This window comes from Arthrobacter sp. StoSoilB5 (genome assembly GCF_019977235.1).
In the GTDB taxonomy this organism is placed as follows: Bacteria; Actinomycetota; Actinomycetes; order Actinomycetales; family Micrococcaceae; genus Arthrobacter.
On record NZ_AP024646.1, the window covers coordinates 2,828,262 to 2,842,584 of the forward strand.

Sequence of the window (14,323 nt, forward strand, 5' to 3'; positions counted from 1 at the left end):
TTTCTCATCAATGCCCGGGATCCGGGGAGGGGGAACTCCTGCCGGACGCGCCCAATATCGAGCGGCTTCCAGTCAGGAATCAAAGTCGTCTTTCTGAGGATGGAGAACGACTCTTCGCGGCTGCCGCAATGTGTTCACTAGTGAAAGCATCCTTGTCGCAAGAATAAACGCTCAGGACACACCAAAGTCCCCGCCGTGGCTGCGGGGAGTGCGGTCTCCGGAACCCACGACGGCGGCCTGCCGCCGTCGTGGGTTGCCTCCTTGGCGGACGTGCGTCCTGCTACGCCAACCCCGCGTCAGGACCGGCTCAGGCTAGTCCATCTCCGGAGTGTTTTCCGGCGGGATGACGATGGTGGGGCACGGCAAATGAGTAAGGACTCCGTGAACCGTCGAACCAAGCAGCAGGCGTGCGAAACCTCCGCGTCCCCGGCTCCCCACCACCAGCAACCTTGCGTTGGCGGCTGCCTCCACCAATGCCCGCACCGGTTCCTTGTGTGGCTCCGAAACCCTCTTGATGGTCAGGTCGGGATAGGAGTTGCTGAGTCCGGCAACCGTCTCAGACAATACAATGCGCTCCTGTTCGCTGATCAACTGCCTGAGTTCCGCTGGTGCCAAACCGGCATCCGTGACCGGATCAGGGGCGTTGTACGCATGAAGCACGGTGAGTTCCTGGCCCTCGCGGTCCGCTTCCGCGGCTGCGAAGGCAACGGCCCTGAGGGAGTGCTCCGAACCGTCCACGCCAACCACGATTCCGTGCCGGTCCTCTTCGTCGTTTGCCGTTCCGACAACGGCCACCGGGCCCGCCGAAGCGCCGGCTATTTGCAGGGCCCGGTCTGTCATGGAGCCGCCAAGGTGGGGGCTGCCCGAACCGATCACCATCAGCGACGTCTTCCGGGCGTACTCACCAAGTGCCGCTGCCACACTTCCGGTGAGCAGCTCGGTTGTGGACTTGACGTGGAAACGCTGCCTGACACGTGCCTCAGCCGCTTGCAGGAGGTTTTCGCCGGATTGGGCGAGGGAACGCCTCCACGAAGCGGGCTCAACCAGCCAACGATCATCCATGACATGGAGGATCGCAAGCGGCGCATGCCGTTTTTCGGCACGCCGACCAGCCCAAAGCAGGGCGGCTTCACTTTGGGTAGAGTCCTTTACGCCGACGGCGATGGTGTGGTCGTTGCTCATTGTTGTTGCCTGCTTTCGTCAAGTTGGAGTGAGTGGCGTTCAGGCCATTTGTCGTGAGGATTCCAGGATCCGGACGTGGCAGGGGACCCTCGCCGGATCCGTCGCGAGGGGCAGCATGCCGTTCCTGGAGACCTCCTTGAGCTGGCCCAGTGCCTCGGCGGTTATGCTGGCAAGGCTGAGATCCACGGAGATATCGACGCCGGGAACGGCCGTGTTGACCCGACGCACCACCGCAAAGATGACCGGGATGTTCTGGGTGGAGATGTGACCGCGGACAATGAGGCAGGCAGCCGGATAGTCCGGCTCCAACTTGACCACCATCTGCAGTTTCCCGGTGCCTTGGGCGCGTCGCTGATGACCGTCTGCCCTGTGACCTTGATGGAGGCCACGGTCACCCTTGCGTGGATTGTCGTCTCGGGTCGGCATGGTCAGTCAGCCTGCACTGCTCCGACTACGGGCCAGACGACGCGGGTCTGCCACTTGCCGGGGTTCGGTTCCTTTTCCGGATCACTCAGGTAGAACTCCCACATTGTGTCGGAGGGCGTCATTCCTTCCGCACTCATTCGCTCAAGAATAAGTGCGTACGTCCTTTCCAAAGTGTCATAGGGTCCTTTGTGGACGGCCTCGAACGCGTCCGACTCCGGCAGCCGGCCACTGATGACGTCCCCGGCAGCGGAGAAGTTCGGGGTAACAGTAAACCCCGCCTCCACATCCACGGTGTCAGTAGGCATGCCGTGGTAGAGGGCAAAAGGTGGGCCTGTGGGGCTGGCGTGTTGGGCCTGGGCAGCGGCCATGACTGCACCGAAGGCACGGCCGAAGAATTCTGTCAGGTTGGCCATTGGCACGCGCTCGCGGACCACCGCAGTGGGCTGCTCGGATGTCTTAATCAGTCTGGGTTCTAGATCGATGGTGCTCATGTCTCAAGATTTCCCTGACCATGCAGCAACCGACAGGGCCGAACGACTCTAAAACGTAGGCAGTGAACGTCCGTACCGGTCTTATGCAGCATCAAAGGCCTCCTGCAGCCACTGGGCCACTTCCACATCAACCATCCCAGGATCCCGAAGCTCCAGATGATGCATCCACACCGAGGGGGCGGGGTGGGCTACCTGCTTGAACCTGTGGGATCCGAGCTCGTGCGGCAGCGCCAAGGACAAGACGACAGGAACCGTTGATTTCACATATTTGCCAGGGCGCCAAAGGAAGGCGAAACCACGCCGGCGTCGGAGGGCGATCTGGCTCTTTGAAACGCGGACCGATATCGGCCCGAGGCCGGAGATCGCGTTGAAGACCGCGTTGCAGATCGCCAGTCCTTGGGGCGATCCATCGAAAAATGCCACAGCATCGGATGGAAGGGCAGGGCTCACAACGCCCTGCCAAGGCTTCGAAGCAGCAGTCTGGCGCCCAGTGCCATCACCGCCCGCTATGGCTGCAACGGCCGGACTTACTCCAAGCCTGCGCGGGTTGCGTCGTCCAGCGGAGTTCGCAGCGACATGGGAGCCGAGAGATCAAAGCGCCTGCCGGTGACGGATTGGGGGACTACCCGGTACAAAAGGTCTTGGCCAACGCCTTGCCAAGGGAAGAGGGAACGTTTGACTTCATCCAAGGTGGGACCGCCCGGACCTGCCTCGCCGGCTGCGCCTTTCACTACTACGCTCCAGGCCATGCCGAATTCTGCGCTCACCGAGTCGGCTTCAAGGGCAACAACGGCGTTGTCTTCAATAGCCTGCTGCTTGGTTCCCATACTGGTCCGAAAGACGATTGTCCGGTTGTCCACGGCGAAATTCACCGGAAAGATGTCCGGGTGGCCGTCCACGATCACGGAGAGTCGCCCAACATTCGTTTCGCCAAGAAGCCTCCAGCAATCGTCGGCTTCGAGGACTTCTGCCTCAGGCACTATGTTCTTGTCGGTCATGCGGCGATCCTACGGCGGCTCGTTTGCGCCTAACAGGGCCCAAAGTCCCGTCGCGCGATCCGTTCGCTGCCACGCGCGATGCCGGGTCTTGCCGACCAGTTGGGGGAATGACACCGAGCAGAAGCAACAGCAGCCCCAGTTCTGCCAGGCCCGCACCGAAGTAGACGGCTTGCAACGCGCTGAACGGGATTACGGACATCTGCACGAAGATCCATACCAGGATGGAATAGGCAGCTGTGGTGGCTGCAGGACTGGCGTAGCGACTGCGCTTGAGGAGCAGGACGAAGGCGGCCGTATGGAGGCCTCCCACAACGCATGCGAGCAAGATTCCGGGAACCAGATAGGTGCTGAAAGGGGAGCCTTCCAGGTATTCAGCCGGCAGTTGTATCTCCGCAGGCAGTCCGAGGCGTTCCGGACCGAGCCACGATCCAAGGGCCATGGTGAGGCCACCGGCTATGGAAGTCGCGGCTACGAAGCCGAGGATGATCAGAAGCAGCACAATGGTCATGTCTTCCTCCTAAATGATGTTGTGGCGAAAGTGCTTGTCCAATGCCACCGCCAGAGAAGCCAGCAGGGCGACGCCGAGGATGCGCAGCCACGCTTCTGCTGACAACGGAGCGGTGTGGAACACGGCGTTCATGGAGGGCAAGTAGGTTATGGCGGCCTGTCCGGCTGCTTGGATGAGAACACCCACCACAAGCCAACGGTTGCTGAACGGACGGAGCTTCCACACGGAGCGGGTCAGCGACCTGCAGCTGAACAGGTAGAAAACCTCCACCATGACGAACAGATTGACGGCTGACGTCCGCGCTTCCTCAAGCGTGGATCCCTGGCCTGTTTCGTATTCGAAGATCCACCAGGTACCACCAACAAGGAGAACCGAGACAAGCAGGATCCGCAGCGTAAGCGTCCAGGTCAGCAGGGACTGGCGGGGATCCCGGGGAGGCCTGGACATCAGGCCGGGCTCCTTGGGCTCGAAGGCGAGCATGAGGCCAAGGGCGACAGCCGTCGTCATGTTGATCCATAAAATCTGCGTCGGCAGGATGGGCAGGGTCAGCCCCATGACGATGGCCACCAGGATGACCATGCCTTCTCCCATATTGGTTGGGAGGGTCCAGATGATGAATTTAACCAAATTGTCGAAAACGTTCCGGCCTTCCTCGACCGCGGCCTCAATGGTGGCGAAATTATCATCGGTCAGCACAATGTCCGATGCCTCCTTGGCTACCTCTGTTCCGGAATGGCCCATGGCGATGCCGACGTTGGCTTGGCGAAGTGCCGGTGCGTCGTTGACGCCGTCGCCTGTCATGGCGACGACATGGCCTTTGTTTTGCAGTGCATCGATTAGGCGCAGTTTCAGCTCCGGAGACACCCTCGCAAAAACTGATGCCGTGTTGACGGCCGCCAGCAGTTCATCCTCACTCATGCCTTCAAGGTCGGTGCCCGACAGGGCTGTGGCGGCGGTTTTTCCGCCGTCAAGACCAACAGCTGCGGCGATCGCGGTGGCCGTTCCGAGGTGGTCTCCCGTGATCATTTTGACCGCGATGCCGGCGTCCCGGCAGGATCGTACAGCGCCTGCAGCTGCCGCCCGCGGAGGATCGTACATCGCCTGAAAGCCGGTGAACACGAGTCCTTCAAGCGGCGGTGCAGCATCGATTGCCGGTTCTTCGTCCAGGCGATTCATGGCTGTTGCGAGTATTCGCAGGCCGCATCCGGCGAGTTCCTCAGCAGCCCGGCCGATGGTCCCGACGTCGAGCGGCTGGGAGCTGCCGTCAGCGCCCATTTGGCTGGAAGAGAGTTCCAAAACACGTTCGAGGCTTCCCTTGACAAGGAGCAGGCTACCGGATTTCTCGCCAGCGTCCTTGTGGAAGCTTGCCATGTATTGGCGTTCGTGGGTGAACGGGATGCTGCCCTGCCGGGGATTCCGGGAAACGAAGCGCGGGATGTCCACCCCGTCCTTGCCCGAAACGACGATCATTGCAGCTTCGGTAGGGTCACCCCGTACATGCCACTGGCCATCTTCCTGGAAGACGGTGGAATCGTTGCAGACGGCACCGGCTACAAGGCACCACTGCAGCGCAGCGTCACCCGCGGTGGCCTTGCCTGTGGTTTGCCCAGGGGAAATAGGCACAATGCTACCTTCGGGACCGTATCCGGTTCCTGTGACCTCGTAGTGGCAGGCGGGCGTCCTGATCGCGGTCACGGTCATCTGGTTTTCAGTGAATGTGCCCGTCTTGTCCGAGCAGATCACCGTGGTGCTCCCCAAGGTCTCTACAACAGGAAGCCGCCGCACCACGGCGCGTCTGCGTGCCATCCTCCTCACTCCAATGGCCAGCGTCACGGAGACGGCAGCCGGCAGTCCTTCAGGTATGGCACCCACCGCCAGGGCGACTGCGGCCGTAAACATTCCGGCCGGATGCTGGCCCCGGCCCACCCCAATGATGAAAGCAACTGCGGCCAATCCGAGGATTGCCACAGTGAGTGTCATGCTGAATGAGGCCAGTTTGCTGGTAAGGGGAGTGGGTGCCGGGGTGACTGCCCCCATGAGCCGCTGGATCTCCCCGAGTTCCGTCTCGCCGGCAATGGCCACGACGATTCCGGCACCGGTGCCTGTGGTGACCAGGGTGCCTCCGTAGAGCATGTTGCGGCGGTCGGCCACAGGTGTGGTGAGCGGCAGGACGACTTCGTCCTTGCTCACAGGTTCTGATTCCCCTGTCAGGGCGGACTCGTCAACCCGTAGGCCGGAAGTACGTACCAGCCGGATGTCCGCGGGAACCTTGTCGCCTGCTTCCAGCAATACGAGGTCTCCCGGTACCAGGTATTCGGAGGGGACCTCCATCCGGGTACCCCCTCTGACCACGACGCTGCGCGTCGGAACAAGTGAGCGCAACGCCTCCAACGCCGCCTCTGCGCGGACTTCCTGGATGAGTCCGATCACGACATTGACGATCACAACACCAACAATGACTCCGGTGTCCACGTACTCGCCGAGAACCATGGTCACGATGGCCGCAGCAATCAGTACGTAGACCAGGGGATTGTTGAACTGGTGGCCCGCCGAGCGCAGAAACCCGCTCCGGGCAGCGCGCGGGAGCACGTTCAGTCCGTATGCCTGCCTCCGGCCCGCAATTTCCTCCACCCTGAGGCCGCGAAACGCATCCGCTTCCAGGAGCAGCACCACTTCATGGGCGTGCAGGCTATGGTGGGCCGGCTCGGTGCCATTCTTCATCGGGCAGCATCCTTGGTCTAGCCGGCCAAGAGCGCATCGAGAGTCACGAAATCGAATCCGGCGGACCTTGTCCCTTCAATAATGAGCGGCAAAGCGTCCGCATCCAGGGTGCTGCCGTCGTCAGGATTCGAACCGACATGCATGAGGATGATGCCGCCCGGCTGCAGACCCCCCAAGACCCGTTGGACTACGGATTCACGGGCCATGCCTCCGCTGGTTCCCTTCCATCCGAGAGTGTCCACGCTCCAGCGCACAGGCACATAGCCGAGGCCGTTGACGGTGTTGATGGTCCGGGAGTCGCGGTCTCCGAAGGGGAACCGGAAGAAAGGCCGGGGCGCACCACCTGCCGCAACTATCGCCGATTCGGCGCGTCCGATTTCGTCAGCGATCATCGGGTCCGTCAGCTGGGTGAAAGCAGTGTGGGTCATCGAATGGTTGCCCAGCCGGTGCGCTGCTGCCATTATCCGTGCCACGCCGTCCGGATTGGCTGCTGCCCAGGTTCCTGTCAGGAAGAACGTCGCCCGGACGTGTTCGCGGTCGAGCGTGGACAGAATGCTTTGAAGTCCGGCCGCATTGGCGCCGCCGTCGAAGGTCAAGGCAATCTGGTTTCCAGCTCCTGGAATCGACGTCACGTCTTGTCCAAGGAGCCACTCTGGAAAGGGGAGGGCAGGCGGCGCGGCCGTGGTGGATCCGGGTACGGTGGGCACTGGATCCGGTAGGGGAACCAGGGATGGCTCCGTGGTTGGCGTCGCGTCTGGGGAGGAAGGCGTTGGACTGGCAGGGGAACTTGCCGCATGTGTCTCCGGTGATGCACCCTGGGTCGCGGCGCCAGGTGATCCATTTGGCCGCAAGGTGAGCATCAGCGTAACGCCCGCCGCAAGCACCGCCAAGGCGGCCAAAAGCACGACGGCGACCACCCGCCGTCGTGCCTTGCTCCTGGGCGGCAGGTCTTGTGACGGCAGGCCGTTCCCGGTCACGGGTAGCCGTCCTGTTGGTTTGGACCCGGAGGCCGCACCACGTCCGGCTCGTCAGGGCCCTGGTCAAGCCGGAACGGAGGGTACTCGTCACGCATGAGCGCGCCGTACGCCAGGACGCGGTACACCCATCTGTTCAGGCCCATGATGAAAGCAAAGAGTGCTTGGGGATACCTGCCGGTGAACAGCAGGATCACCAGGGCGACAAGCACCAGCAAGCCAAGCAACGACAATCCTCCGCCGCGGTCGCCCACCAGACCGGCGGCTCCGTCCTGCGTGCGCCACGCCCACGTCGCTGTGCCAGTGATCGCCCCGACAATGAGCAAGTGCGGGATAAGCAGGAACCAGGACTTAACCAGCACCAGGCCACGGGAAAGACGCGCTGGATAGTCAATGTCCAGGTCGGCAGGGTAGTTGGCGTGTGCAAGTGTGAAGGGCGGGTACTGATCCGTGCCGCCGACGGCGTAGACGTAGAAAGCCACGCGCCAGGTCCACCTGAGGACGCCCACGTTGAACTGGAAGAGCGATTGCGGGTAGCGGCCCGTGAAGAGAATGGCAAACCACGCTACAAAGGTGGTCACCACGAAGGCAAACCAAAGGAAGAACAACACGAAGAAATGTGGAATCGCAAGGAACCATTTCACCAGCCACATCCATCGTGTGAGGGTCGGATCCAAATAGCCCCCCAAGCGAACCGGATAGCCAATGGTCCCTGCGGCTGCTGGCTGTTGCCCAGCCACGAAGGGCGCTTGTTGGACCGCCGGCGCAGAAGTGCCGCCGTGCCTGCCAAGTCCTACGGCGCCGGCCACCAAGAGCGGCACTCCGAGGACCAGGGCAAGTGTGCCGGCGAGCAGCAGGCCCGTTGCCGCGGGCTTAATCAGCTCTGATCGGAAGCCTGCCTGGAGGTCGGCGGAAACGCCCTCGCTTGCGTCGGCATTCATGACAACCACGGTCCAGCTGCCCGCGGAAATGTTCCATGTGAGTTCCTGTCGTCCCGGACCGGAAGCGGAGGCTGCCCACAAGGGTTGGCTGGCGGGTGGGGCCGGTGTGGACGACCCGGGGATGTCCCGGTAGACGGGGCGGAATGGCTGGAACTTAACTTCCTGCAGCTCCGTATGGTGGACTCCCTTCAGATAGGCATCAACATCGGCCTGGGGCGCAACGCCGATAAAAAGCCGGCCATCAGGTTTGTCCGGTGTTGCCCTGAGCCTGAGCGTGCCCACGTCAAAGGGGAGCCTTTCGGGAGTTCCCTCGCCGATGGCATCCAGTTGTGGAGAGACCAACGCGTACGATGCCACGGTGTAGCGTTCCGTACGGGAAGTGAAGTAGCCTTCATCGCCCTGGCCCGAGGCCAGTAGACCGGCCGCTGCCCCTCCCGTAGTGAGCGCGAATCCGAAGATTGACAGAATGATCCCGACGACGAGCATTGCGATTGACGCTGGTTTTGGCATGGCTACAGTTCTTTCCTCTTAAAAGCCAACGTTGCCAACACGACGGCGGCCACTGCGGCAACAAGCCCCGTAACCACAGGCCAAACCGGCGAAGGATGTGCTTGGTTCGCTGTTATGGCGGCAGCCAGCCCGGGGACACCCGCCGGGGAATAGCTCGCCAACGGATCCCATGCTCCGCCCACTGCCAACAGGGCGTACAGGCCAAGGCCAGCCCCGGCGGCGCCTGCCGGGGCCGGAATCAGGACCGAAAAGAGTTCCATGAAGGCGAGGATCAGGAGGGCGAAGAGGAGGAGCAGAATCGCCGGACCCCAAAGCCGGCCGGCGGGTGCGTCGCCAAAGACAAGTAGCGTGACCAGCCACGTTGCCAGGGTGCCAAAGCTAATCGCGACGGTGAGGAAGAGCCCGTGGGCCGCTGCTTTGGCGGTGATGAACGTGCTTCGCCGCACAGGCTTGGAGAGTACGAATGCCGCAGTGCCTTCGCGGACCTCGGTGGAGACCATTCCGCCGTACATGATGATGATGGCGAACAGGATGATCTGGGACAGATTCTTGATCCACTGCCCGTACGCGTCGGCAAACGTTGCCGGGGGCAGGGTGATCGACCCTTGGGACCCGGCGGTGAGTGATCCCAGGAGTTCAGGAGTTATCCGGGCAAGCGGCGGGCCGGTGACGGCAAAGAAGACCACCATCGCAGGAAGCACCCATATGCGCCACGTATGGACTATCTCCTGGGCTTCCTTGCGGGCGAGGACTGAAAAGCTGTTCACGGCACCGGGTCTCCAACGAGTTCGAGGAAGATGTCTTCCAGACTGATCTCGGTGCTTTCCAAACGCACCAGGCCCGTGCCCTGGTCACTGACCATGGTGGGAATCTCGTGCTGGGCGGCAGCCACATCCGATACCCGCGCCAGGATTTCGCCCCGAGGACCGGGATGCACCGATATGCTCCAGTTCCTTCCGGCGATTGCTTGGGCGAGCCTCTCGGCGCCCGTACTGACCTCCACTGCGATTGTCTGTTGTCCGTGCCTGGACCGGAGTTCTTCCATCGAGGATTGGGAGAGGACCCTGCCCTTGTTAAGGATGGCCACTGAGTCACAAACGCGCTCCACGTCGCTGAGGAAATGCGTTGAGAAAAACACAGTAGTCTGCCCCCGCAGGCCACCGATGAAATCCAGGAGTTCCCTCCGGCCGCCGGGATCCAGCGCGCTGGTGGGTTCGTCCAGCAAAAGTAGTTTGGGCGCGTTGATGAGGGCCTGTGCCACGCCCAGGCGTTGACGCATTCCCCGGGAGTACTTCCCGATTGCCTGGTTGTTTCCGTCCAATCTCATGAAGCCCAGCAACTCCTGGACCCGATCGGCCAGAGGTCCGCCCTTGAGCCCACATAGCCCGCCAGCGAGCTGCAGGGTTTGGGAAGCGGTCATCCAGCCGTAGAAGGCCGGAACATCAGGGAGATAGCCAACCTCGCGACGGACCTGGGGGGCTTCCGAGGCGACATCCATGCCGAGTATGCGTAGGCCGCCGGACGTAGCGCGGGACAGGCCCGTCATGATGCGGAGCAGAGTGGTCTTTCCTGCACCGTTGGGGCCCAGGAAACCGAAGATCGACCCTTCGGGCACGCTGAGGTTGACCGCATCGAGGGCAATTTTGCGTCCGAATGCTTTGGTCAAGCCCGTGCATTCGATCACAGCACGTGGGCTTGCTGACTCCGGGAGAGGAGCTTTTTTGGCTGGAAGCCGCGTCTTCTGGTCCGGTTCCATCTCAGGTAGCGTTTTCGGGAGAATGCACGACGACGACGGGGCAGTGGGCGTGCGCGACGACTGCGGAACTCACTGAGCCGAGAAGGAGGCCACCAAAGCCGCCGTGTCCGCGGCGGCCGACGACGACGAGTGCTGCATGCTTGCTGCCCTCTACCAGGGCGGCCCGGGCCGAGCCTTGGACAAGTCGCCGGCTGACGTTCTTTGGCAGGTCGGCCCCGAAAGCCTCCACGAGGGCGTCTTCCAAATGCTTCTCGGCTTCATGGGCGAACCCGTCGATGCCCATCGCCAGGTAGGCCTCGTATCCGAGGGGAAGTTCCCAACAGGCCCACGCTTCCATAGGCGCGTTGAGGGCCGTTGCCAAATGTTGGCCTTGGCGCAACGCTTCCACTGACGCTTGGGAGCCGTCGACGCCCACGATGATCTTGCTGGGATCCAAACGTCCAGCCATCAGGCACTCCTCTTGGTTGCTTTGGTCTTCATTAGCGTTAGGAGCTCCCCGCCCCAAGTACGCGCCCGCTCGGTCTCACCGGCCAGGAGTGGACCTTCCGTGCCCCCCACGTAGAAGGGCATGGGCTTGCTCACGAGAGTTGCACCTGCCTTTTTCAGTTGATGGGAGATCTTCTTGGCCGCATCGCCGTGGATGAATAACTTGACCCGGGTGTCAAAGGCAGCGGCAAGGATTCCGGAAAGTCCCTGAGTCCCAACATCGGTTAAGGCTTGCATGGTCTTGGGTGTAGGCCGCCAGCCGTTGATGGGGCTACCCACTACCAACAAGTCGCCAGCCGACACATCCCCACGCCGGAACTGTGCTGCCGGCACTGTCCTGGCATTCGCTGATCCCAGACCAGAGGCCACAGCCTCCGCGATTGCCTTGGTGTTTCCGTAAGCGGAGTCGTAAACAATAACCGCCTTCATGGTGTTTCCTCGTCTTTTCCGTAGTACTCGAGCCTGGAGGCTGCGGCCTTCCTGCGGGAGGGACGGGCATCCATGAAGAGAGTTGCCCAGTAGGTGCCACCGCCCATCACCATGAAGCCAGTTATTCCGAGTACTGGTTCACCCAGCGCGACGCCAGCCAGCAGCAAACCCAGTCCTGACAGGCCAACAAGGACTCCCCGGACGGCATGCTTCCAGCGGATTCGTCCCAGGTCTTCCATGCTCATGAGGGCGGCCAGCCTGGGGTCCTCTTCTTCGAGACCCCGCGCGATCTTGTCCAGTTCCAGCCTCTCGAAGTTGGATAGTTCCATGGTTTTTACCTCCTGCTCTCTTGTCCAGCATGGGCGGCTGTCAGGTGGCGAAACAGGGCCAAAAGTCACAGCGGGCCAGAGGACCAAAGACCCTCCCCATGCAGTAGCCCGGCGTCCAGAATCAAGGCATGGATTCAGTACGTGAAGCTTCGTTGAACAGCGCCCACGTCTTGTGGTTTGAAGATTCAGGCATCCAGGACATCCCCTCCGTCGGGGGCAAGAACGCCTCATTGGGTGAGCTGGCGAGGTCCCTTCGATCGGCGGGAGTGAAGGTACCTGATGGATTTGCCACCACTGCTGACGCCTACCGCCATTTCCTTTCCGCGAATGGCCTGGAATCGGTGATCAGTGACTCTTTGGACGGTTACCGTTCCGGGCGCTCATCCTTGCGACAGGCGGGAAGCGCTATCAGGGAAGCATTCCTGTCAGCCGAATTCCCGCCGGACTTCGCCCGAAGCGTTCAGCAGAGTTACAGCATGCTGTGCGAACGCGCAGGGCAGGAAAAACTCGCGGTGGCCGTTCGGAGCAGCGCCACGGCAGAGGATTTGCCGGATGCGAGCTTTGCCGGCCAGCAGGAAACCTATCTCAACATTTCCGGGGAGCGTGGCGTCCTTCAGGCATGCAGGCAGTGCTACGCCTCCCTGTTCACTGATCGGGCCATCAGCTACAGGGAGATCAAGGGCTTTGGGCACCTCGACGTAGCGCTTTCCGTAGGCGTGCAGCGAATGGTCCGCTCCGACGTCGGGGCGTCCGGAGTCATGTTCTCCATTGACACAGAGTCCGGTTTTCCACGGAGCGTCCTGATCAGCGCAGCCTGGGGTCTGGGGGAGACGGTTGTTCAAGGAACCATCAACCCTGACAAGTACCAGGTGTTTAAGCCGCTCCTGGGCGACCCGGCGCTGGCACCAGTGATCCAAAGGGATGTCGGAGCCAAGGAACGGAAGATGGTCTACAACCAGGGTGGTACCGCCCGGACCCGGCTCGTAGACACGAGCGAGCGGGAGCAGCGATCGTTGGTTCTGACGGATCCGGAGGTACTGCAGCTGGCCCGGTGGGCTGTTGCCGTGGAAGAGCACTACGGCCGTCCCATGGATATGGAATGGGCCAAGGACGGCATCACCGGCGAGCTGTTCATGGTCCAGGCGCGTCCGGAAACTGTGCAGGCCCAACGATCGGCGTCCAGTTTCCGAATGCACCACCTGCGGCGCCCTGGCAAGATACTGGCAACCGGTGCTGCGGTAGGCGACTCGATCACCCAGGGCCCGGTCTGCGTCATCCGGGATGCGGGGGATATCGAATCGTTCGTGGACGGCTCTATTCTGGTCACACAGATGACGGATCCCGATTGGGTCCCTGTCATGAAGTGTGCGGCTGGCATTGTCACCGATCACGGTGGCCCCACCAGCCACGCTGCCATCGTCAGCAGGGAACTCGGAGTCCCAGCAATTGTTGGAACCGGTGACGCGACGGCAGTCCTCAAACCTGGTTCGCAAGTGACGGTGTCGTGCGCTGAAGGTGAGCAAGGCCGGGTTTATGAGGGCTTGCTGGAGTTTGACGTCGAAGAAGTGGATGTGGGAACGCTTCCTGCCACCCGGACAGAAGTGATGATCAATGTCGCCAGCCCGTCGGCAGCGTTTCGCTGGTGGCGGCTGCCGGCAGCTGGCGTGGGTTTGGCCAGAATGGAATTCATCATTAACAATTTGATCCGGGTCCATCCGATGGCCTTGGTGCATCCGGAGCGGGTCACCGACGCTGCCGAGGCCGCGTCGATCCGTGACCTGACTGTCGATTATGAAACTCCTGAGGAATATTTCGTTTCGGTACTGGCCACTGGAATTGCGAAGATTGCGGCCCCGTTTCATCCCAAGCCCGTGGTAGTCCGGCTTAGCGATTTCAAGAGCAACGAGTATGCCCACCTCATGGGAGGCCAATACTTTGAGCGTCCCGAAGAAAACCCCATGTTGGGCTTCCGTGGCGCTTCCAGGTACTACAGCAACGAGTACAAGGAAGGTTTCGAGCTGGAGTGCAGGGCCTTGAAGCGCGTCCGTGACGATATTGGTTTTACCAATGTCATCGTCATGGTCCCTTTTTGCCGCACAATCCACGAAGCGGAGACGGTCATGGCTGTCATGGCTGACAACGGACTGGTGCGGGGGAGAAACGGGCTCAAGATATACATGATGTGCGAGGTGCCTTCGAACGTCGTCCTGGCAGAAAGGTTCGCGCAATTTTTTGATGGCTTTTCAGTGGGATCGAATGACCTTACCCAGTTGGTTCTGGGTGTGGACCGTGATTCGGAACAGTTGGCCGGCCTTTTCGATGAACGGGATCCCGCCGTCACCACAATGATTTCCCAAGTCATCAGGGCAGCCCACGATGCGGGCATCAAGATCGGCCTCTGCGGCCAGGGGCCAAGTAACCATCCGGACTTCGCCGGGTTCCTGGTTCGTGAAGGCATTGACTCAATCTCATTGAACCCGGATACCTTCCTCCGCACTTTGCCGGTGATAGCAGCCGCCGAACAGCGCCCGGCCCAGGACAGGGCCGTATGAAGGGATCACCCACCGCTGCT

General features: G+C 61.5%; 15 protein-coding genes. 1 reads left to right on the forward strand and 14 read right to left on the reverse strand.

The genetic code is table 11. The features are described from left to right. Positions 1-312 precede the first annotated feature (312 nt). The 14 genes from LDN75_RS12705 to LDN75_RS12770 all read right to left on the reverse strand — a co-directional run bounded on the left by LDN75_RS12705 (position 313) and on the right by LDN75_RS12770 (position 11,751). Positions 313-1,182 (reverse strand): universal stress protein, encoded by an 870-nt coding sequence (locus LDN75_RS12705; protein ID WP_223932660.1) that lies wholly within the window; start codon positions 1,180-1,182, stop codon positions 313-315. A 39-nt stretch (positions 1,183-1,221) separates the two neighbouring features. Next, the gene (locus tag LDN75_RS12710; protein ID WP_223932661.1) at positions 1,222-1,608 is read right to left on the reverse strand and encodes a hypothetical protein; all 387 of its coding nucleotides are present in this window, start codon (positions 1,606-1,608) and stop codon (positions 1,222-1,224) included. A 2-nt stretch (positions 1,609-1,610) separates the two neighbouring features. After that, complete coding sequence (locus LDN75_RS12715; RefSeq protein WP_223932662.1) at positions 1,611-2,099, reverse strand: GyrI-like domain-containing protein; 489 nt, start codon at positions 2,097-2,099, stop codon at positions 1,611-1,613. A gap of 81 nt (positions 2,100-2,180) precedes the next feature. Further along, positions 2,181-2,549, reverse strand: coding sequence for a DUF5655 domain-containing protein (locus tag LDN75_RS12720; RefSeq protein ID WP_223932663.1), 369 nt, complete (start codon positions 2,547-2,549; stop codon positions 2,181-2,183). Between the two features lie 77 nt (positions 2,550-2,626). Further along, on the reverse strand, positions 2,627-3,097 hold the full coding sequence (locus LDN75_RS12725) for a pyridoxamine 5'-phosphate oxidase family protein (protein WP_223932664.1): 471 nt from the start codon (positions 3,095-3,097) through the stop codon (positions 2,627-2,629). After that, entirely contained in the window at positions 3,072-3,605 is a 534-nt protein-coding gene (locus LDN75_RS12730) for a hypothetical protein (protein ID WP_223932665.1), read from the reverse strand. The genes LDN75_RS12725 and LDN75_RS12730 overlap by 26 nt, the downstream gene beginning before the upstream one ends. Before the next feature lie 9 nt (positions 3,606-3,614). Further along, positions 3,615-6,326 carry an HAD-IC family P-type ATPase gene (locus LDN75_RS12735; protein WP_223932666.1) on the reverse strand — a complete coding sequence of 904 codons (2,712 nt, stop codon included), beginning with the start codon at positions 6,324-6,326 and terminating at the stop codon, positions 3,615-3,617. A 17-nt stretch (positions 6,327-6,343) separates the two neighbouring features. Beyond that, on the reverse strand, positions 6,344-6,958 hold the full coding sequence (locus LDN75_RS12740; RefSeq protein ID WP_223932667.1) for a polysaccharide deacetylase family protein: 615 nt from the start codon (positions 6,956-6,958) through the stop codon (positions 6,344-6,346). 341 nt (positions 6,959-7,299) lie between these two features. Continuing rightward, entirely contained in the window at positions 7,300-8,751 is a 1,452-nt protein-coding gene (locus LDN75_RS12745) for a DUF4389 domain-containing protein (RefSeq protein WP_223932668.1), read from the reverse strand. A 2-nt stretch (positions 8,752-8,753) separates the two neighbouring features. Then, on the reverse strand, positions 8,754-9,518 hold the full coding sequence (locus tag LDN75_RS12750) for an ABC transporter permease subunit (RefSeq protein ID WP_223932669.1): 765 nt from the start codon (positions 9,516-9,518) through the stop codon (positions 8,754-8,756). Beyond that, positions 9,515-10,417, reverse strand: a complete 903-nt coding sequence (locus tag LDN75_RS12755; protein WP_223932670.1) for an ABC transporter ATP-binding protein — start codon at positions 10,415-10,417, stop codon at positions 9,515-9,517. Before LDN75_RS12755 ends, LDN75_RS12750 begins: the two co-directional genes overlap by 4 nt. Positions 10,418-10,508: 91 nt before the next feature. Beyond that, positions 10,509-10,955 (reverse strand): universal stress protein, encoded by a 447-nt coding sequence (locus LDN75_RS12760; protein WP_223932671.1) that lies wholly within the window; start codon positions 10,953-10,955, stop codon positions 10,509-10,511. After that, positions 10,955-11,422, reverse strand: a complete 468-nt coding sequence (locus LDN75_RS12765; RefSeq protein ID WP_223932672.1) for a flavodoxin family protein — start codon at positions 11,420-11,422, stop codon at positions 10,955-10,957. Before LDN75_RS12765 ends, LDN75_RS12760 begins: the two co-directional genes overlap by 1 nt. Beyond that, on the reverse strand, positions 11,419-11,751 hold the full coding sequence (locus tag LDN75_RS12770) for a DUF3040 domain-containing protein (protein WP_223932673.1): 333 nt from the start codon (positions 11,749-11,751) through the stop codon (positions 11,419-11,421). The genes LDN75_RS12765 and LDN75_RS12770 overlap by 4 nt, the downstream gene beginning before the upstream one ends. A 128-nt stretch (positions 11,752-11,879) precedes the next feature. On the opposite strand from LDN75_RS12770, the gene ppsA reads away from it, so the two are divergent. Beyond that, a complete protein-coding gene (gene ppsA, locus LDN75_RS12775) occupies positions 11,880-14,303 on the forward strand; it encodes a phosphoenolpyruvate synthase (protein ID WP_223932674.1) in 2,424 nt (807 codons plus the stop codon). Positions 14,304-14,323: the final 20 nt, after the last annotated feature.